Source organism: Viridibacillus sp. NPDC096237 (assembly GCF_050278625.1).
Classification (GTDB): Bacteria; Bacillota; Bacilli; order Bacillales_A; family Planococcaceae; genus Viridibacillus.
On sequence record NZ_JBNNTI010000016.1, the window covers coordinates 58,372 to 78,300 of the forward strand.

Consider the following 19,929-nt stretch of genomic DNA (forward strand, 5'->3'; position numbering starts at 1 on the left):
TAGTTCCCTCTATTCATTAGTAAATTATCATTCTGGTTTATTTGAACAACAAAACTTTTTTACGAATTACCCGAAAGAATTCTCCTGATTCAAGCATATGTAAGACAATAGGTAGAAAAATTCTTTCGGTTTAGCATAGCTAAAAAATTTTGATAAACTAACTAGATGAAGTTCTTTGATAACTTGATCTATAAGGTTTCAAGAAGTAAATAGAGTGCGAAAATCAAGCCATTCGGTTCCTGCATAAAAATACCAACCGTACTAAAGAGCGTCCAAAAGTTAAACATCTAGGGTTGGAACAACCCTAAGTAATGCTCAGGGAGACGAAAAGTTGCTTTCGTCGTGGAACTGATAAGCCCCCACTTCAAACTTGCTTTAGTGGGGAGTAGTCACCGATCCTATCCCTCATAGTTATTACAGTAGCTCTCAATGGGTCCTATTCTTCGCCTATATCGAATAAACTATCTAAGTCATCTTGAGAAAGATCTAGATTAAAATCTGAAGGAGTAAACTCTTTTTCATTTTTGTCCGCACAGAATTTTACTATTTCTTTTATTGTTTCCATATAGTTGTTTAAGAACCTTTGCATCGTTTCCGAATGATATTTATTCTGACTGTAAGTGATTTCCATGCGGAAATTTTGATTCACAATCATGGCTGTAATATCTAACATTGCAGTAAGATGGTTGTCATACCCGATATTTACTCCACAATCTATAGGAGAGAGCTGGAATACGTCACTATTTAGAGAGTTATCGAAATTACCCAAATAGTTGAATCGTACACCTTTTTGTGTTTCCGATGTAAATTCTTTCTTTAAATATTGCAGGATTCCATAATGGAACCCTTTGTTTGGTATGTTTCTTAATTGTTCTTTCAAATGCTTGATTCTATTATCCATGCCCTCATTCTGTATGGTGAAATAAGCCGGATACATACTTGTAAACCATCCAACAGTTCGAGATACATCGATTTCCTCGTGAATCATTTCTCTACCATGACCCTCTAGCTCAATCATAATCTCTACTTGATCGGTTTCTTGTTGAATTGTTAATAACAAAGCTATGATTAACCCTTCATGCAAGGTGAGCCCATAAATCTCGTTGATTTTTTGGGTGAACTCATGCAGAAGTTGCTCATCTAGCTCAACCTGTACCACTGAAGCAGAAGTTATATCATCTTCCCCTAGATCACACTCCGCAGGGAAATAGGCATCCTTGGTTAAAAGCTCTTTCCAATAATCAATTTCCGTTTGCAAAATCTGATTGCTATATTCATGAAGCTCTATCGACCAATCAGCAAACGAATTTGTTTTTAGAGGGAGAACTGCTTCCTTTTCGTCATGCAACTGTTGGATAATAGTCGAAAAATCCTCAATGAGTATTCTCCACGAAACACCATCTACAACCAAATGATGTGCTGTAAATAAGAGAATTTGTCCTGCCTCTCCCAAATTAAAAATAACTGCCTTAAATAGGGGGCCTGTACTCAGATCAAGGCTAGCTTTCACCTGATACCCTAGTTCGGTGATCTTTCTATATTGATCTTTGCTAGATAAATGGGATAGATCGAAATAATCAATCTTGTGTGCATCAGCACTAAAATCATTTCTGTAATACAGTCCACCTGTATTTTGATCATAAGTCATTCTTATAATGTCATGATGCTCAATCAGCTTCTCTACCGCCGTCTGAATATGCTTTTTATCGACATTATTTTTGCACGATAACAATATAGATTGGTTAAAGTGATTCATCTCCTTGAATTTTTGAGCAAAAAACCATTCTATAATCGGTGTCTTCTGAATGACTCCCTCACAAACACCTTGATTGACAATAGTTCTTTCCGTTCTCACGCTCATCGTCGCAGCGATTTCCTCTATACTTTCCTTAGAAAGAATATCCTTTACATTGATGTCAATATCGACGTTTTTTAACTTAGAAGCAATTTGAATCGCTTTGATCGAGTCTCCTCCGAGCTGGTAAAAGTTATCACTCATACTGATTTCACTAATTCCAAGGATTTCTTGCATAACATTGACAAGCTCTATTTCTTGAATGCTGCTTGCGTTAGTAGTCGTTTTGTCGCTGTCATCCTCTACAGGCAACAAAGCCATATTTACTTTGCCGTTAATCGTCAATGGTATTTCATCGAGGCGAATGAAAATATTAGGAACCATATAGGCTGGTACATATTTTGATAACCAATTCTTCAACTCAAGACTGCCGAATGCATGCTCACTCACATAATAGGCATAGAGCAATTTATCACCTGTTCGATTTTCTCTATCCGTAACATAGATGTTATGGATGAACGGATGCTCTAGTAAATGTTTTTCGATTTCACCAAGTTCTATTCGATAGCCTCTAATCTTAACCTGGTGGTCGCTCCTGCCAATGTATGTAATGTTTCCATCTGAGAGATATTTAGCGATATCGCCTGTCTTATACATTTTCATATCAGGGATAAACGGATTTTGAATAAATCGTTCGCTGGTCAATTCAGCTTGATTCAAGTAACCCCTCGCTAAGCCATCTCCCGAAATGTACAGTTCACCTTGTAAACCTGTAGCGATTGGCTTGAGATTCTTGTCTAGTAGATAAATCTGTGTATTATCAATGGCTACCCCAATTGGTACGGAACCATCTCTGTCTTTATCCACATCATACTTATAGATCATACAACCAACTGTCGCTTCGGTCGGTCCATACTCATTGTAGATTTCCAGGTCACCATTGAAGCTTTCTACTACTTCTCTAGCGACAGCCACTTTTAGATTGTCCCCACCTACGATCATTCTCTTTACGGATGAATGGTGATTATCCATATCTTTGATTAGCATGAGATGCGCAGGAGTTAGTTTGACGATCGTAGCCTTATTCTCCCGTAAAATCTTATGTAAAATGAATTCCTTGCCATCATCATAATAAATAGCGATTTGATTACCAGAGATGAGTGGAGTAAAAATAGATGTTACTGTTAAATCAAAAGAGATGGATGAATACAGGGCGAATACTTCCTGTTCTTTTACATATGTCTTCTTTGCCCACCAAATATAATGAACCAGATTTCGGTGTTCAATCATCACTCCCTTCGGCTTGCCAGTTGAACCCGAAGTATAGATGATATAAGCCAAGTCTTTTGATGTTTGGTCACAATCTACATTTGTTTTATTCCCAGTGTAAATATGCTCCTGGTGTAAATCAAAAACGGCCCCCTGGAATTCTAGATCATGATGCAACTCATCATCGGTAAGTAAAATAACCGCCTCTGAATCTTGCAACATGAAGTTGATTCTCTCGATAGGATAATTAGGCTCAATCGGTAGATAAGCTCCGCCAGCTTTGAGAACTGCTAAGATAGCCACAACTAGCTCCAAGGAATGGTTAGCTTTAATAGCTACGATTTTCTCTTTTGTAACCCCTTGTTCTTTTAAGAAAGAAGCTAGTTGATTCGCTCTTTCATTCAATTCACGATAAGTGAGGGTTTTCCCATCACTTAAGAGGGCTACCTGATCAGGTGATTTTTCTACTTGTTCTTCAAAAAGTTGATGGATCGTCTTATTATCTGGATAACTAATCTTCGTTGCGTTCGCTGCATAAATTTTTTCATGGAATTCTTTCTCACTGTATAGCTGCACATCTTCAATAATCATATCTTCATTACCCAAAAATTGATTTACGATATTTTGAATGTGTGCATACATGTTAGTGATTTCCTCTTCCCGATAATCACTTATTTTATAGTCAAAACTAAGATTAATATAATCCTCCTGCCACTCATTTACGACCAATTGCATTGAATTACTTTGATTTCCGCCATTGTACTCCTTTACTTCAGCAGGTACACCACCAACCTCTTTTATATATTGCGTATTGTAGTAATTAACGCAAACCTTGAACAAACTATCGTAGCCCTTTTTATTCAACTCTAAGTCAGAAATTAAAAGGTCATACGGATATTTCTGATGTACTAAACAATGCTTTAATTCTCGAAGTACCTCTTTCAACATTTCTTTTATAGTAAGTTTAGGATTTACCTTCATTCTTACTGGGACTGTACTCGTATACATCCCTATCGTGTTTTTATCCATCTTATCCGTACGGTTCAATACAGGAGTACCTAGTACAATATCCTCTTGATCCAATACTTTATAATAATAAATCATCATAACAGCGATAAAGAATGTATTAAGTGAAGATCTGTGTTCTTGAATAAATCTCCTAATCTCCAGTGACATTTGATAATCGAGTTTAAATGATTTACGTCTAGATTCTGTATTGGAAATGCTTTTATATAAAAAATATTCAGATAAATCATTAAACTTACTATTCCAAAAATCTTTATTTTTCAGAAATCTTTCTGATTGGAAATACTCTTTCTCTTTTTTTATGTATTCGATATAGGAATACTTCTCAACGGATTCAGCTTGCTTATCTTCTAATAAATTGATATATAGATCACAGACTTGCTTTTGAAGCAAGTTGGTTGACCAACCATCCGAAATAATGTGATGAACATTAAACAAAAGACCACATTCATTCTCGGCAATTTTATAAATGGCGATGTAATATAGATCACTGTTTTCTAATTGAAACGCTTTTCGAAAAGTCTCTTGTACCCAATCTTCACAAGCAATTAATGGCTGATCACAAATACTAAAATCTATAAAATCAATTTTGGAACGTCTGTATTCACTAACGTATTGATAAGGCTCTCCTAATCTTTCAGAGAACCGTAAGCGCATCCCTTCATTATTCTCAATTACGGCATGAATGGCTTGTTCCAACAATTCCATATTGATTTTGCCTTTCATTTGTAAACAGCCACCAATATTATGAATAGCTGAATTTGTATGAATTTTTTCGGTATACCATATGCGTTTTTGCGGATGGGTCAAGTTAAACTCCATGTCACTGCTCCTCTTGATAATTTTTCTAATTTACATATCATTATGAGTAAACTTGTGCTCTTTTCTGACTAGATAAACATCGTTAATAAAAATTATCTATCCTTACATATTTTGAGATACGAGAAAGCCCATGCAGGAATTTACTCCGCCTTTAGGCATGGGATGGTAGTATCGCTTTTACAAAGCAAAACATACTATAATTTCGTCATAGTCATGAAAAAGACTCTAAAACAATCATGTTCTCTGAAAATAGAATACATATGAAGTTGGAGTAGCAAATTCTTCCTCCATAAAATGTAGTAAGTCGTCAAGAACAAGACGCTAAAACATTTGAGAACAAACTAACTGACTCGTTGTAACAGAACGAGTGCCGTATCTGCTATGCGGACGGGTAATGACATACCCGAACCTTGCACGTCAAGCGTACTAGAAATAGACTCGCTCTTTGGTAGCAAGAATCCCACTTACCTTAGCCGTGGGAGTGTCAATCTATATGTAAGTAGTAGTTACCAAAAGTAGTAAAAACACAAAAACGAAAATTTTATCTAATTTAATTTTAAGTTATATTTATACGTCCCAATAATGTATTAATTAAATGAATGATAGAATGAAATTGATTATTAATAAAAAAATGCCCCCCATCAAAAGCGAAAATTTTCGGTTGTCTTTTCGCATGGATGCACCATTCATCTAATTCTTCTATAGTAGTTAAGTTATCATCCTTACCATATAAAACGACAATATCACTGTCGATTTTATCTTGTTTCTCATTGTAATTGTAAGTCTCGACCAATCTAAAGTCGGCTCTTAAAATCGGAACAAAAAAATTAAATAATTCATTATTTTCCACTATTTCCTTTTCAAATCCCTCCAACGACAAGAGTTCTTGTCGAAATTTGTCGTCTGAAAGTTGGTGTATCTCTTTCTTTCTCTTCAGATGCGGAGGATTTTTTCCAGAAATAATAATAAGCTCTGGCAACATATTTTTTTCAATCATTAGTTTATGGGCACACTCATAGGCAAGTAAACTTCCCATGCTGTGACCGAAAAAGGCAAAGGGTGTTCCATCCAAATGCTTTTCTATTTCTTGAACGATGTCATTGATCGCTTCATCAAAAGACTGATAAAAAGGCTCTTCTATTCTTCTACCTCTACCCGCTGGCTCGATTGGGATCAGTTGAATAGACGGTAACAATTTACTTCTCCATTTCATATAGATACTGCTTGATCCTCCAGCATAAGGAAAACAAAAAAGCTTAATATGATTCATCGTACCTCCCAGATAGTCTTGCGATTTCTATAAATTTTATTAATTCGGAAAAATTGATGAATGTTATTTTTTCAGAGAAGTCATTTGATTCTGAACAAACGGAAAATTTATGTGAATCATCCACATAATATTGCTTTCAATAGTATTGTATGTGACTATTTACTTCTTCAATCTCCATATAATTCTGCCTGTATCTTTTCACGGCAACTGAATGTAAAGGTATAGCTAATCCTTTACCTACTACTTTTATGTAACTTTCTTCCATCGTCCACAATTCGTAAAAATAAGCTAGACGTTCATTCCTATTTTTGATAAGAAGATTATTATATTCCTCACTCGAAAAGAACCTTTCAGAAATACTTATACTGTCAATCGGTTCTATTTTCTCAATATCGACGCCAATCTGATCTTTATCAACAGCACAAGCTATCCATTCACCTGAATGTGATACATTAAACTGAAAATCTGTAGCATTACATAAATGCGGCTTCCCGTATAAATTATTAGAAAAATTAATTTCAGAGTTTTTTAGTTGGAGCTTTCTACAAATTATTGACCTAACCAATATGCTTAATAAATCGGGCAATTTTCTGCTTTTTTCAACTGAAACGTGACGAAGCAACTCTCGAAGTAATTCAGGTTCTATTTTCTCTGGAATTTTACCGATATACACCTCTATCACTACGCTTCATATTTCCTTTCTTAATAGAATATTTAGAGCGCCGAAGAATATATCATCCAATATATTGACCACAAATATTGAAATCGACAAATCAAAAAGGCAGAATTTAACAACAACTACCATTTATTATATGGGTATATATGTTTTAGTGTCAATATATTTACAATTGCGTTTAACCATATACTAACATAGCAGTTGATTTCACAAAAATAGACAGACCTATCTCGTTATTTGTTCATACTCTTTTAAAAATATAAACATCTCACTCAGCCAACCTGTCGGTAAAGAATCAATGATTGAAAGACATGACGTTTCTTCGTTTTATCAAACAACCAACAAATCAATACATACGCAGTTAAAGCGACATAAAGCTGATTAAATACGGCATTCTTAGTCGTGACAAATAACATGGAAGCATTTAAATTTTGCTTTATCTAACGGAAAAACACTTCAATCCCCCAACGAGCTTTATACATATTGGCGATGTCTTCGGCAGATATACTCATAAGATTTGTTACAACACGGATTTCACGGTTTTGGTCATCTTTAAAGAAGACCATCCGATGTCTACATGTAGAACGTGATTGTTCTGTTCCCAGTTGGCACGTCATGTCTTTTGTGACAGAATTCTTTGGAATCAATCGTTTTAAAGCGTGTGGTCGATGAATCTTCACATTGACTTTTACCCGAATTCCGAAAAATTGATCTTTATTCAAGAACTGGTCAATGCGACTGATGTTGAAATAAGCTCGATCTTCGTAGTAATTCGTCTTGTTCTTCAACAGTATACTTACGATAATAAAACTTTTATCTGCCAATGATTCACCTATTGGAAAATCATGTATAAGACCTGTTGTTTCAAAAACTTCATGAGGCATCATTGTTTCAGGGGTGTAGCTAACATGAAGTTTAATACCTACACGTTCTCCATGGTAAAGAGCCCGAGGTAGACGATTTTTCCTACTGTAATCGTATGGAATCAATCAACAATAATTCTTTTGGTATATTTAAATGACGATGAGTAATTCGAATGCATTTAGAACACATTAATTCGAAAATACGTTTAAAGAGATTGTATTTAACATACTCATTTTCTTTGAAAAAGAAGAATAGTTTAGCTTCCTCAACCCATAATGTGAACCTACATCTGCACAATGGCGATAACTTTTCCATTAAAGAGCAGCAGCACTTATCATATATTGAAGGAGTGTAAACAATCTATTTTATTGGATGAATCGTTGTATTGTAGGTATTTTTGAATTCTATCTATTTCGTTTGGAGATATAACCTTTTGAATCAAATTAGGAAACATGATATTCTTATTCGTAAGAGACATCCTTTCTAATTTGGTGAGTTAGCACTTCCATTTTATAAGAAGGATGTCTCTTTTTGTATTTATTCGATTGGTTTTTTATGGATAATCAACATGCGTAATAATCGGTATCAAAAACAGTACAAAAGATCTGGTTGGTGATGCTATGAATATCGAATTCATTAGAAACTTTACACAAAGAATAAGTATCTTCAAGTAACTTTAAGCATGGAAATGAATTTCTATTTATAATTTCACTCCAATATTAAAACATCAAATCCAATAGTCGATCGATACCCCGGCTCATTTGGGTTAATTAATGAAATAGGTGTTACTGCATGCCATAACTCTGATCCTTTATCTGGTTGAAAGATACCTTGACCAGACTGCAATGTAATATTGAGTAGAGGCGTTCTTGCATCAGCACCATAAATAATACTTTTTCCACCACTAACATTATTTCTTTCGACCACCAATGCAGATACAATATAATCCATTCCATCTTGATGAATTCCTTCAGGCGAGTTGGAGCTTATCTGGTCTGGAATACACAGAATTAAAGTGTGATGAATTGAAATACTTAGTTTTTTCACAAAATTATTATATTCTTTAACCTTATCTCCAACTTGAATTAGAATTTTCTTAAGGTCTTCATCAAATAGGTACTCAGGCAACTCTTTGAATTTCCGGGGAATCAGGCGATAATCTAAATCATTAGTGGAGATCGTTGCTTCAGTTTGTTGAAATGTACCACAAGGAATTCGTTGAATTCCCCAACCCATTCCTTCCCAAGTCAATTCACATTCAGAAATAAGTCGCATTCTTGTCGGTTGTAAAGAAGAGATTTTTAAAAAAACATCACTAGGTACACTTGGGAAGATTTCAGGTAAATCGCTATCAGGGATTTCACCTTTGTAAATCTTTATCCAAACACCATTCCCTATTTTATCCAATTCATTTTGTGACAAATGCGACTGTAAAATTTCTATTTTATTTTTTTGAATCAAGTAAGCATCAGGTTCATACTCCTTATATCCCTTTCTTAGCTTGTCTTTCATTTTTTCTAAATCGATATCAAGATCAATTACATTTACAATACTAATTGGTGTATCTAATTCTTTTAATAACACAATCATCTCTCCTATTATCATTCTAAAATTTGGTACGGAATCCGTTGAAATTTCTGTTACAGTTTCAAGATTAAATCGTTCATCTAACTGTTCAACTGTCTTTTATAGAAGATATATCTGATGGACTACTTTCTTTTTCTGCAGCAAGGGCAGAAGGTGCAAATAATGTTGCTACCAATGTGGTAGAAGTTAATACTTTAAATGCATGTTTTTCCATGGATTAAACTCCCCTTAAATTAAAAATTATGTATAATATGAAAATATTACCACAATTAATACAATACAGAATATTCAATATTTAATCAAATATAAAATATCACGGCGGATGTTAATTTTAGAAAAATAGACACACCTATCCCTTTATTTGTTCATACTCTTTTAAAAATATAAACATCTCACTTAGCCAACATATCGGTAAAGAATCAATGATTGAAAGACATGACGTTTCTTCGTTTTATCAAACAACCAACAAATTAATACATACCAGTTAAAACGGCATAAAGCTGATTAAATACGGCATTCTTAGTCGTGCCAAATAACGTGGAAGCATTTAAATTTTGCTTCATCCAACTGAAAACACTTCAATCCCCCAACGAGCTTTATACATATTGGCGATTTCTTCGGCAGATACACTCATAAGATTTGTTACAACACAGATTTCATGGTTTTGGTCATCTTTAAAGAAGACCATGCGATGTCCAGACAAACAACAAAGATATCTAGACTGAAAAAGGCAATTATAAGCCTCTATACTCAAACTTTATAATTTTGGGCATCATGATGCGTATCTTTTTAAAGAGTTTCCCTTAGGTACTCCTTATAAAGTTGATTTTCTTCTAATTGGAAAAGGATTAGGTGCATATGAATTCGTGTATATAGAGTTAGAAAAATCTAATGAAAGATTTTTTATTCAAAGTGGTGATTTAGGCGAAACATTTAACAAAGGCCTACGCCAAATAGCTAATTGGAAAAGATGGTGTGAAAATCACTTTTTAATTAGAGCATCAAATGCTACATGAAATTCGGGCACAAGGCGAGCTTCAAGATTTTATTAATGTCCTCAAAGCACTTGAGCAATAACCCATAATAGGAACAATACAAGTTATTATGGATGTGTTACCAGATGGTTACGGTGAACGTAGATTTACGAAATTGAGTGATAATGTCACTAAGTGGAACATGGACAAGTAAGTCATTGAAAAGCAATGAAGGTCAAGGTATTACAGTGGTGAAAGCTAAACACAGTTCTAAAGGGGTTCAGAATAGGGCACAGGTTTTATTGAACAAATTAGATTACTAGACATTACTGGGTGGGAGTAGCAATTATGAAACTTTATGAAAGAGATTATTCTATATTGAATGAGGGAGCAATTATCGAGTGGAATCGTGTAAAAGAATCTGAAAAGAATGGGACTCGATTTGGGAGAATAAATAAATTCAGTGAATACTCGAAGGCAGCAAGACATTATTCATCACTTTTTGCTAACAATTATTTAGATATTGAAGAATTAAAAGATGAAAAATACATAAGAGGGAGTTGCAAATGAATTAATTGTACTCATCATTTACATTGATTTCTGATTCGTACTTATCTAAAAATCCAAAATGCCTTGTATAGCTCATTTCGCCGAATTCGATTAGAAGATGTTATTAAATTACGCTCTCGTAAAAGATCATGATATTTAAGATTAATAGATCCCCTCGAAAATTGATGTATTAGAACTTGCAGCAGTTGATATGCCATCATTGCTAAAGAAATTTGAATGACTACAAACTCTATTGGTTCAACTTCTTGAATCATTGATAAGTTCATTAACTTTTTATCGAATCGAGTAAACGTCTTTGAAAAATCGACAGGATACTTCTCTAATTTGAATTCATGATGCGCACAGAAGTCAATCCCCTGTAGTTAATCCTCATGATGAATATAGGTTTCTCCATGCTGATCAATATCATTAGCTACACATTCCGGACAATAATAGAGTCCGGCCTTTTTACAAATACCTCCTGCCACCATTCCAAGTCTTGTATAAAGTCCCTTTCCATCTCCTTGAACATCTTGTAGAAGTTCTTCCTGGCGTTGTTTGAAAAAAAACGGAGGATAGTAATGGCTAACAGACAAAATAATCAGAGCCCTGAATCACTTGAAATTTTTGCTGCCAAACTTGCGTTGATTGGGGTTACACTTACTACTTTAGGTGATGGAATAACTGCTATTGCCGCAGCATTAGCGCTACAAAAATTAGCAAACTCTAATAACAAAGGTTCTTCAAATCAAGATAACCAATCAAAACAATTTGAGCAATTAAAGAAGTAATATCTAATCTGGAGCGTAGAAAATAGAAATTTTTCTACATATCAATTGCAATACATCAAAAAATGAAGATTTAAAAAGTTTACTTTCAAAAACTCTTTATGAAAGTAAACTTTTTAAATCTGTTTTCAATATACTTATAAATTTAGCTTAGTTTTACACCTAATTGTTACAGATATACTATACATCCTCTTTCTTCTAGCTTTTCTAACCAATTCGGTACTATTAAATCAGGATTCCATCTTAAATCTAAACGTTCTAACCCTTCAATTCGCATCAAAGATTGTGGTAATTCAATTAACTGGTTACTTCTTAGATCTAATTCTAATAAATTTTCTATATTCCCTAATTCATCGGGTAATGTAGTCAATTGATTATGTCTCAAATTCAAGCGTCTTAACTTGTTACAATGCTTAAGTGAACTTGGAACACGTTTTAACTGATTCTCCTCCATATCCAGCACCCGTTATAACGTCAAACCTTCAAATATTTCAGGGAGATCGCTGAGCTGATTATTTTTCAGATGAAGCTCTCTAATATTCGTTAGCATATTAAAGCTCTCCGGTATATTATGAAGCTTGTTGTTCATCAATCGTAACTCTACTAAGTTGGTTAATTCGCCTATTTCTGATGGTAACTCACTGAAATAATTATCACTTAGATTTAAATATTTTAGTTTTTTTAAGTTCTTAATTTCAGGAGGGATTGTTTCAAATTTATTGTTGTGAAGATATAAATAATCTTCCATATTCGTAAGAGAGCCTATTTCTGATGGAATTATTTCAATTTGATTATGTCCTAAGTCCATCATTTTAAGTTCTTTAAAATTTTTGATATACGCAGAAATTTCTTCAAGCTTATTTGCAGAAATATTTAGCACCTTCAAATTATTCATTTTATAGATTTCTTCAGGAATTGTACTAAAACGATTATCAAATAGATTTATATCTGTAATTTCATGCAAAGGTAAGTCTATGTTTGGCAAAGTACTCAACTCCGCATGCGGTAAGCTGATTTTCATTTAATTTCCTCCAATTTCATTATCAAGATAGATTCAGATAGCATACCAATAAATATATCTTATTTATATTAAAAGTAATAGAAGGAACAAACTTTTGCATAAAAAAATATGATAATTTAAAGTGCACAATCGCTATGCTAAAAGTAAACATCTTCGCTATTAATTAAAATACGAAGCATTGCCGTATCTATTTGACGATGAAGCAAGACAAGGTTAATTTTTAATGCCATCAATTGAGAGAGGCATGTCTTTTATTCATCTCATTTAGTAGGCACATCTAATGTCGGATGTGATGCACTCAAATCATTGTAATGCCACCATTCTGAGCTGATTGTCTTGAAGCCAGATTGTGTCATGATCTTTGTTAAATAGTCCATGTTTTTTTGTACTGTTTTCGAATTCCCTTTATAGTAACGCCCTGCTTTGGAAGAAAAAGAATCAAATTTTGTTGGCATTTTCAACTCTTTGCCCTTTGCATCTACTAAGGTAACATCAACACTGACACCTTTACTATGATTAGAATCTAACGCTGGATTGGCTACATAGAGGTGGTTTTGTATCTTGTTGTACATTTCCCATTGCACAGATAATGGTCTATATACGTCCCAGATTTTAATTCTATACCCTTTTTTATGTGCCAGTTGATTGGCCTTTTTTAATTTTGCTGCTGTCATTTTGTCACTAATGCTTTACTTTCTTTTGGGTACAGGGCGTAGCCCATAAAGTTTTTCTTAGTTGCATATTTTAAGTCAATGACAAAGCCATCTTTCTTAGATAATTCAACAAGACCTGCTTCCTTATAGTTTGCAGGTGCTGATGTTAGGTATTTGCCCGAGACCCATCCTGTTTTATCATTAACGCTAACTTTGTACCAGCCGTTTGAGTAATTGCACGCTTTAACGAATATCCCTTTCTCAACTATCATGATTTTCTTGTGAGTTGTGCCGATCCCTTTTCTCACATTAACAGCTGCTGTTGCTTTCATTGTTTTATTTAGGGATTTTTTAGCTGTTGAAGCTTGTGCAGAAGCAGTTTGTGACAACCCAGCAAGGCCAAGCGTAAAGAGGAAGCCTACAATTGAGCTAGCAATAAAGATTTTTTTGATATTCAATTTTAAATTCAACTCCTTATGTATCGTACATTTTTGAGATTGTTCACTCTCAATCTATAACCTTTATTTTAACAATACATTGATTGTAAAATCATTTGTATTTTCTTGAATATGCCAGTTAATAGAAAGCATTTGTTCTAGAATAGATTGCTCTTCTTTTGAAAGACTTACATTCATTATTCCTGAGTCACTAAGCTGATAATCTTTCCCTTCGATTTTATAAAAACGGATCATCATATTAATTGCTACTACCGGCATTGTTATACACCCTCTACTAAAATATTTGAAATAAAAAATCCACATCAGTTAAAAGACGCGTGTTATTTTTCAGAATATAAAAACAATACCATTTGAAATTTATTTCTACAATATAAAGATAACGTTAGGGTTTGCTTAACCTATCAAGGATTTGATAGTAAAGTCTTTGTACATAATCCTTTGCTAATTGACCAATCTACACATTATAGAAGGTACAAAAACTTAAACCCACACTCATTTTAATTACACCAAACGACTGTTGCTGGTGCCTTCATTTGAAGACTCCTTGTGACTCGCTTTACTGCCGTATAAATCGCCCCATGTAATTGCTGAATCTTTCCTAGCTTGAATGCATAACTGGGAATTACACTTTAGTATGAAGACGATTGCAAGTAAGTTCAAGACGTTAGGTTATCTAATCCAGTTAAAAAAGCCGATATTCCTTAGTAGGAATATCGACTTTTTATTAGTAGGGCTCATTCTTCTTTGTGTCCAAAATATTGAGCTGAAAAATAAAATTATTGTACTTTTACTGTATATGTCCCGTTTTCATTATCAAATTTATAAATATATAAATAATACTTTCCTGGTTCCGCTTTATATTTACCTTTTATAATGTTCCCATCATCTTGTCCGTATGCTACATAATTTTGAATATCAGACTCATGATAAAGGACCCATGTCATTCCAATTTGATTTTCATTTACGACAGAAATATCTATTTCTTTAGGAGACGTAACATCGATTTTGAATACATCCGTATGATCACCATCAATCAAACTACCTTTTAAGAGCGTATTAAATGGAACTATATTCGCTTCTTCTGGATGATTATTTGGTTCTTTCTCTGTTTGTGCTCCATTCCGTATTGTTACAATTATTTGTTCTTTACTTTCTTTTCCCTTATCATCTTTCACTGTTAGTGTAGCTGTATACGTCCCTTCTTTCGCATATACATGAGTAGGGTTTGCCTCTTCACTTGTTTTTCCATCTCCAAAATTCCAAATGTAAGAAACTATTTCCCCATCCTCATCTTTTGAACCATCGCTCTTGAACTGGATTTTTTCATTTTCGATTCCAACATATGGACCATTCATATTTACAGTAGGTGCTTGATTTTCTCCATTATCCGTTGCAACCCCGTGGAAAACAATATCATATTCAAACTGATTGGCTGTATTCACACGGTAGTTTACAAAATACGCTGTCATTGTTTTATAGCCGCTCCACTCTTTTTGCGACATTTGCTCTAGTACTTGGTTCACTTGTTTACTCATCGTTTTCCAATCTTTAGATTCACCTTTTGTTTCACTACCTACATACGTACCTTCGACTGTAAATGTATCAAAAAATTGAGACTTATGTTTTGTAATTTTTGCATCTTTCACGTTAGCAACACCGGCAATTTCTCTCTTCACTTCATTTAACGCTTTTGGTTTATGTTCCACTAAATAATCTTCTGATACTTGTGGTACATCGTATTTTTCTTGATTATCAATCAATTGTTGCATATAGGCTTGGTATTCCGTATTAAGTTGTGGATCTTTACTTAAAGCGTCACGATACGCATCATAATTTTTTACATCGTTCGCACGAATTAAATCTTGAATTCTATCAAATGTATCAAATTGATGATTATACATATAAGACTGTAATGCAAATGAATAGTTATAAAAATCCCATGATCCATATTTTGCAAACATTGTCTGCTCGGCTGTATAGCGTTTTGATGGTTCATCTGATAATCCACTAATAATACTCTTACGTGGAACAACATCATTTGTACGTGTTGATCCTGCAAAGAATTCTGCATTTCCTTCCTGGAACCATGTTAATCGTTCATTTTGATACATATCTCCTGTTCCGAATAAACCAGGAACCTGGTACCTTCCTTGTAAATAATGTGTAAATTCATGGCGGAATAACTCTTCTAAACTATAAATACTTTGTTCCGGCGTACGTTCATATGTAAAGAACGTTCCCTTCTCTTCAATATAAATACCACCATTATTTGTTTCATACCCGTACAATTGACGGTTTAATTGATATTGATCTGGAGAGTCATAAATTACAACTGTTAATACATCGTCAGCATTGCCTAGTTCTAATGCTTTATCATTCCCAATTACACGGTGATATTGTGCTTTTACTTCTTTTGCAGCCCAGTATAATCTTTGAATTTTGTCTTCTGTTACTTTATCTCCCGTTTTAAACACAATTGATCCATCATCAAATGTATATGTTTTCGGTAAATACTGCTTCTTTCCTTCTTCACGTATTTTCTGTAAATCTACTGTATTACCACTATAGTCTTTTCCACCATAATTTGTTGTAATTTGCTCCACTGCTACAAAATAAGCTTCACTTAAATAAGGATACATATGCATCGCTTGTGTAACAACTTCTAAACCTTTATCCGGATTACTATGGAATCCTCCTAAACGCCCTGCATAATAAATGCCATTATTGATTAACCAACTATTGTCATCTGTCACATTATGCATAAGAGCAATTTTATTAACTTCATTTATGAAACTATCAATCTTTCCATACCACATCGTCGTATTAGCTTCTTTACGTGTCTCGTACAAATACGACTGCAAATCATAATCAATCCCTTTTATTAATTCATATATAGTTTGTCCTTTTAAAGAATCGCTTTCATATGTAGAGAGATTTTCGTTATACTGTTTTAAAATCTTCGCAGCATACTGAACTGTTTCTGCATCACTAGAAGCATTACCTATTAATTTTCCATAGGCGGATACCACTTTATCTTGCTCACGTGTACCAAGTTTAAAGTTTGGATTCTTAGCCATATCCTTTAATGCTGATAAACACTTATCATGGAAGCTTCTCTCGTTTAAATAACCTAGTTCCTTATTATAAAATGCTACATAAAAAGCAGAACGCAATACCTCAACAAATGTATCAATTCCCTTTGAATCATCTTTCGTAAAAGAACTTCCTCTTTTCCCTAATTCATTGATGATAACTTGCATGCGTTCTTTATTTTGATAAAAAACTTTTGTTTCCTCACTGAATTGGAATAAGTCTGTAATTTGATTCCAGCGAATATTTCCTAGCGTATCAATTAGCTCACTATCGCTCATTCTATTAAGCTCGGCCATCGAGTACTGTTCCTGCAATTGCTTCGTTTCAGCACGTTTTACAATTGGAGCTGGATGTTGCGAAAAATCGCCAATTTTCAAACGTTTTTCAAATGATAATGTTTCATCAGCCTTTGTAGAATGCACAATTTCATCTTTCGGAGTTCCTATGCCAACAGGTTTCATTTGTAATACATTATAAGGCGTTTTTTCTGCTGCTGATACTTCTGCTTGTAACCCTCCTAACGATAGTGCCATTGTACTGATCCCAATTAACACTTGATTGAATTTTAATTTTTTCTTCATAATAAGCCCTCCTATGGTCCTACTTTCATTATTAGATACTATATACCTAATTTAAAAATAACATATTATGTGAATAAAACCATATAAAATGTTATTTTTAGTAATATTTCCTTTTATAATTTGAACGCATAGACACAATTTAGACCTTAATAACCGGTAACTCGCTATGTTCTATTTATGTAAGAGTAATGAGTAAGCTAAACTTTTCTTTAAGATAATTGAAAAAAGAACCCGAAATTGAAGTGAATTAAATATTTCAAACAATATCAAGGATTGGATCCTGTATTGCGTTTGTGATTGTAATAATTAATATATTTCTCTAATTAGATTTTGAATTGTTCCATACTTTCGAATTTCTAGCCTCCTTAATCAGAGTGTAAAATGGAAATGATGTGGTCCATAATGTTATTCTTGTTATTTTGTTTGGCAGCTTAAAAGGCCTGAGTCCCTAATTACACTGGACTCAGCCTTTTAGTTTCACCTTAATTCGTTTGTGATTTTTGTAATTGACTAATTATTCAATTCACGCTTTAAATTTTTCATGTATCCAATAGCATACGGTGGTGCAGAACCTACTATGATATTACATACATTTTGATTAACGACAGGCTTATATTCATCATTACAGCTATCAATTTATTATAATTTTGGGGAATCCAATCTCTATGCATTTTACTTCTAATTTCTTCATAATCTTCCGACTCTGTCTTGGAGGATTGTTGCGCTAATTACATCGATTGTTGTGTTATCTCGACTGATTGTTGCACTATCTCCATCGTTTGTTGCATTAACTCACTCGATTGTTATTTAGCAGAATATTCACGTCTTTATAGTCTGGGTTTTCTTCTATTTTAGGGTGAATCACCTTGCTGAAGTTTTTTTGAAAAACCACCATTTCAGAAGAGTTTATGTACTTGATGAGGTTCGCTCAAATTGGGAATTCGATTGTTGCACTATCTTGGAGGATTGTTGCGCTAATTCCATCAATTGTTGTGTTATCTCGACCGTTTGTTGCACTATCTCCACCGTTTGTTGCACTATCTCACTCGATTGTTATTTAGCAGAATATTCACGTCTTTATAGTCTGGGTTTTCTTCTATTTTAGGGTGAATCACCTTGCTGAAGTTTTTTGAAAAACCACCATTCCGGAAGATTTTATGTACTTGATGAGGTTCGCTCAAATTGGGAATTCGATTGTTGCACTATCTTGGAGGATTGTTGCGCTAATTACATCGTTTGTTGTGTTATCTAGACTGATTGTTGCACTATCTCCATCGTTTGTTGCATTAACTCACTCGATTGTTATTTAGCAGAATATTCACGTCCTCTCCCCCTACATCAAAATAAAAAGCCTACACAGAAATCCTCTGTGTAGGCCATTCTTTTACATATTCAATTGTTTTTGCTTACATAGAGTTACTAACATTCCACCTACGCCAAAGATTCCGAATGTTAAAGAGATGATACTATAACTTAAAGCTTCTAATCCTCCTATATCAATGAAACTAACAAATGTATAGATGACGCTTACTAATGAAATAAGATAAAATACATTGAATATCTTGGAGCTTTTCAAGTATTCAGAAAGTATGAGTATAAAAGCTAGCACACTGCTGGCTAATATAAAGATCAACTAGACCACCTCTTTACTTTTTTTCATTATATGCAATTTTTTATAATAATATTTGCTTTATAAAGCGCCTCTTATGGGTTCTTTTCATTGACATCACAGCCCAATCTATATGGCTTTTTGGAAAGTTTAAGTTTTCAAACTCTCAATATGATCGTTTCGTAAACGAACCTTTTGAATTTTACCCGATGCTGTTTTCGGTAAATCTTTAGTGAACGTAACACTTTTAATAGCTTTAAAATGAGCTAATTTTGAACGAGAGAAGTCAATGATCTCCTGTTCTGTTACTTCAGCATTTTCTCGTAAAACGATATACGCGTGTGGTGTTTTTCCCCATTTTTCGTGAGGAATAGCAATAACAGCTGCCTCTAAAATAGCCGGATGATCATACAGTACTCCTTCTACTTAAATAGAAGAGATATTCTCATCGCCACTTATAATAATGTCCTTTTTACGGTCTGTAATTTCAACATAACCCCTTTCATCAATGATCTCCAGTATGGAGCCAGCCATTTTGGATTGTTTCTAATGTCGCTTTCTCATTTTTCCAATAGCCTTTCATGACACCATTACTGCGAACAACAATTTCTCCGGTTGCTGTACCGTCATGAGGAACTTCTTCGCCGAATTCGTCCACCACTTTTATTTCGGCACCAATCATCTGATATCCTGCTTTTACTTTTAAACGTGATTTTTCGTCATCTGAAAAGTCCCACTAAACTGCGACAGAATTCTAGAAATGAGACTTAGTGGTGAAGATTCCGTCATTCCGTATACTTACTTTAAATGAGTAAATTTCATTCAAGTAATTTCCATTTAACAAAATAAAAAGACAGAATCCACCCTTTTGGTTAAAATGAAAGCTCTGACCCA

General features: G+C 34.0%; 17 protein-coding genes and 1 pseudogene. 4 read left to right on the forward strand and 14 right to left on the reverse strand.

Features of this window, described 5'->3' with window-relative positions; genetic code table 11:
• Window positions 1-436 precede the first annotated feature (436 nt).
• The 7 genes from ACQKMD_RS10820 to ACQKMD_RS10850 all read right to left on the reverse strand — a co-directional run bounded on the left by ACQKMD_RS10820 (window position 437) and on the right by ACQKMD_RS10850 (window position 9,997).
• Window positions 437-4,912, reverse strand: a complete 4,476-nt coding sequence (locus ACQKMD_RS10820) for an amino acid adenylation domain-containing protein (RefSeq protein WP_427751917.1) — start codon at window positions 4,910-4,912, stop codon at window positions 437-439.
• A 556-nt stretch (window positions 4,913-5,468) separates the two neighbouring features.
• On the reverse strand, window positions 5,469-6,182 hold the full coding sequence (locus tag ACQKMD_RS10825) for a thioesterase II family protein (RefSeq protein ID WP_427751918.1): 714 nt from the start codon (window positions 6,180-6,182) through the stop codon (window positions 5,469-5,471).
• Window positions 6,183-6,318: 136 nt separating this feature from the next.
• Window positions 6,319-6,864: a 4'-phosphopantetheinyl transferase family protein gene (locus tag ACQKMD_RS10830; RefSeq protein ID WP_427751920.1), complete on the reverse strand. Its 546-nt coding sequence runs from the start codon at window positions 6,862-6,864 to the stop codon at window positions 6,319-6,321.
• A gap of 434 nt (window positions 6,865-7,298) precedes the next feature.
• The gene (locus ACQKMD_RS10835) at window positions 7,299-7,847 is read right to left on the reverse strand and encodes a transposase (protein WP_427751923.1); all 549 of its coding nucleotides are present in this window, start codon (window positions 7,845-7,847) and stop codon (window positions 7,299-7,301) included.
• A gap of 583 nt (window positions 7,848-8,430) precedes the next feature.
• Window positions 8,431-9,306 (reverse strand): 2OG-Fe dioxygenase family protein, encoded by an 876-nt coding sequence (locus ACQKMD_RS10840; protein WP_427751924.1) that lies wholly within the window; start codon window positions 9,304-9,306, stop codon window positions 8,431-8,433.
• 91 nt (window positions 9,307-9,397) lie between these two features.
• Window positions 9,398-9,523: a hypothetical protein gene (locus ACQKMD_RS10845; protein WP_427751927.1), complete on the reverse strand. Its 126-nt coding sequence runs from the start codon at window positions 9,521-9,523 to the stop codon at window positions 9,398-9,400.
• 345 nt (window positions 9,524-9,868) lie between these two features.
• Complete coding sequence (locus ACQKMD_RS10850; RefSeq protein WP_427751959.1) at window positions 9,869-9,997, reverse strand: transposase; 129 nt, start codon at window positions 9,995-9,997, stop codon at window positions 9,869-9,871.
• A gap of 634 nt (window positions 9,998-10,631) precedes the next feature.
• On the opposite strand from ACQKMD_RS10850, the gene ACQKMD_RS10855 reads away from it, so the two are divergent.
• Window positions 10,632-10,853, forward strand: a complete 222-nt coding sequence (locus ACQKMD_RS10855) for a hypothetical protein (RefSeq protein WP_427751928.1) — start codon at window positions 10,632-10,634, stop codon at window positions 10,851-10,853.
• Window positions 10,854-11,413: 560 nt separating this feature from the next.
• The gene (locus ACQKMD_RS10860) at window positions 11,414-11,623 is read left to right on the forward strand and encodes a translation initiation factor 2 (RefSeq protein ID WP_427751930.1); all 210 of its coding nucleotides are present in this window, start codon (window positions 11,414-11,416) and stop codon (window positions 11,621-11,623) included.
• Window positions 11,624-11,789: 166 nt separating this feature from the next.
• Here ACQKMD_RS10860 and ACQKMD_RS10865 read toward each other — a convergent pair whose 3' ends face one another.
• From ACQKMD_RS10865 to colA, 6 genes are all read right to left on the reverse strand, one after another.
• The gene (locus tag ACQKMD_RS10865) at window positions 11,790-12,074 is read right to left on the reverse strand and encodes a hypothetical protein (protein WP_427751932.1); all 285 of its coding nucleotides are present in this window, start codon (window positions 12,072-12,074) and stop codon (window positions 11,790-11,792) included.
• 12 nt (window positions 12,075-12,086) lie between these two features.
• Window positions 12,087-12,641, reverse strand: a complete 555-nt coding sequence (locus ACQKMD_RS10870; protein WP_427751934.1) for a leucine-rich repeat domain-containing protein — start codon at window positions 12,639-12,641, stop codon at window positions 12,087-12,089.
• A 260-nt stretch (window positions 12,642-12,901) separates the two neighbouring features.
• Window positions 12,902-13,315: a M15 family metallopeptidase gene (locus ACQKMD_RS10875; RefSeq protein ID WP_427751936.1), complete on the reverse strand. Its 414-nt coding sequence runs from the start codon at window positions 13,313-13,315 to the stop codon at window positions 12,902-12,904.
• Complete coding sequence (locus ACQKMD_RS10880; protein ID WP_427751937.1) at window positions 13,312-13,752, reverse strand: SH3 domain-containing protein; 441 nt, start codon at window positions 13,750-13,752, stop codon at window positions 13,312-13,314. Before ACQKMD_RS10880 ends, ACQKMD_RS10875 begins: the two co-directional genes overlap by 4 nt.
• 63 nt (window positions 13,753-13,815) lie before the next feature.
• Window positions 13,816-14,010, reverse strand: a complete 195-nt coding sequence (locus ACQKMD_RS10885; RefSeq protein WP_427751939.1) for a hypothetical protein — start codon at window positions 14,008-14,010, stop codon at window positions 13,816-13,818.
• 518 nt (window positions 14,011-14,528) lie between these two features.
• A complete protein-coding gene (colA, locus tag ACQKMD_RS10890) occupies window positions 14,529-17,426 on the reverse strand; it encodes a collagenase ColA (RefSeq protein WP_427751942.1) in 2,898 nt (965 codons plus the stop codon).
• Window positions 17,427-18,340: 914 nt separating this feature from the next.
• Here colA and ACQKMD_RS10895 point away from each other — a divergent pair.
• Both ACQKMD_RS10895 and ACQKMD_RS10900 read left to right on the forward strand, forming a co-directional pair.
• The gene (locus ACQKMD_RS10895; RefSeq protein ID WP_427751944.1) at window positions 18,341-18,487 is read left to right on the forward strand and encodes a hypothetical protein; all 147 of its coding nucleotides are present in this window, start codon (window positions 18,341-18,343) and stop codon (window positions 18,485-18,487) included.
• A gap of 102 nt (window positions 18,488-18,589) precedes the next feature.
• Window positions 18,590-18,736 (forward strand): hypothetical protein, encoded by a 147-nt coding sequence (locus tag ACQKMD_RS10900; protein ID WP_427751945.1) that lies wholly within the window; start codon window positions 18,590-18,592, stop codon window positions 18,734-18,736.
• 449 nt (window positions 18,737-19,185) lie between these two features.
• On the opposite strand, the pseudogene ACQKMD_RS10905 reads toward ACQKMD_RS10900, so the two are convergent.
• Window positions 19,186-19,833, reverse strand: a pseudogene (locus ACQKMD_RS10905) (AMP-binding enzyme); the annotation flags it as partial.
• Between the last annotated feature and the right edge of the window lie 96 nt (window positions 19,834-19,929).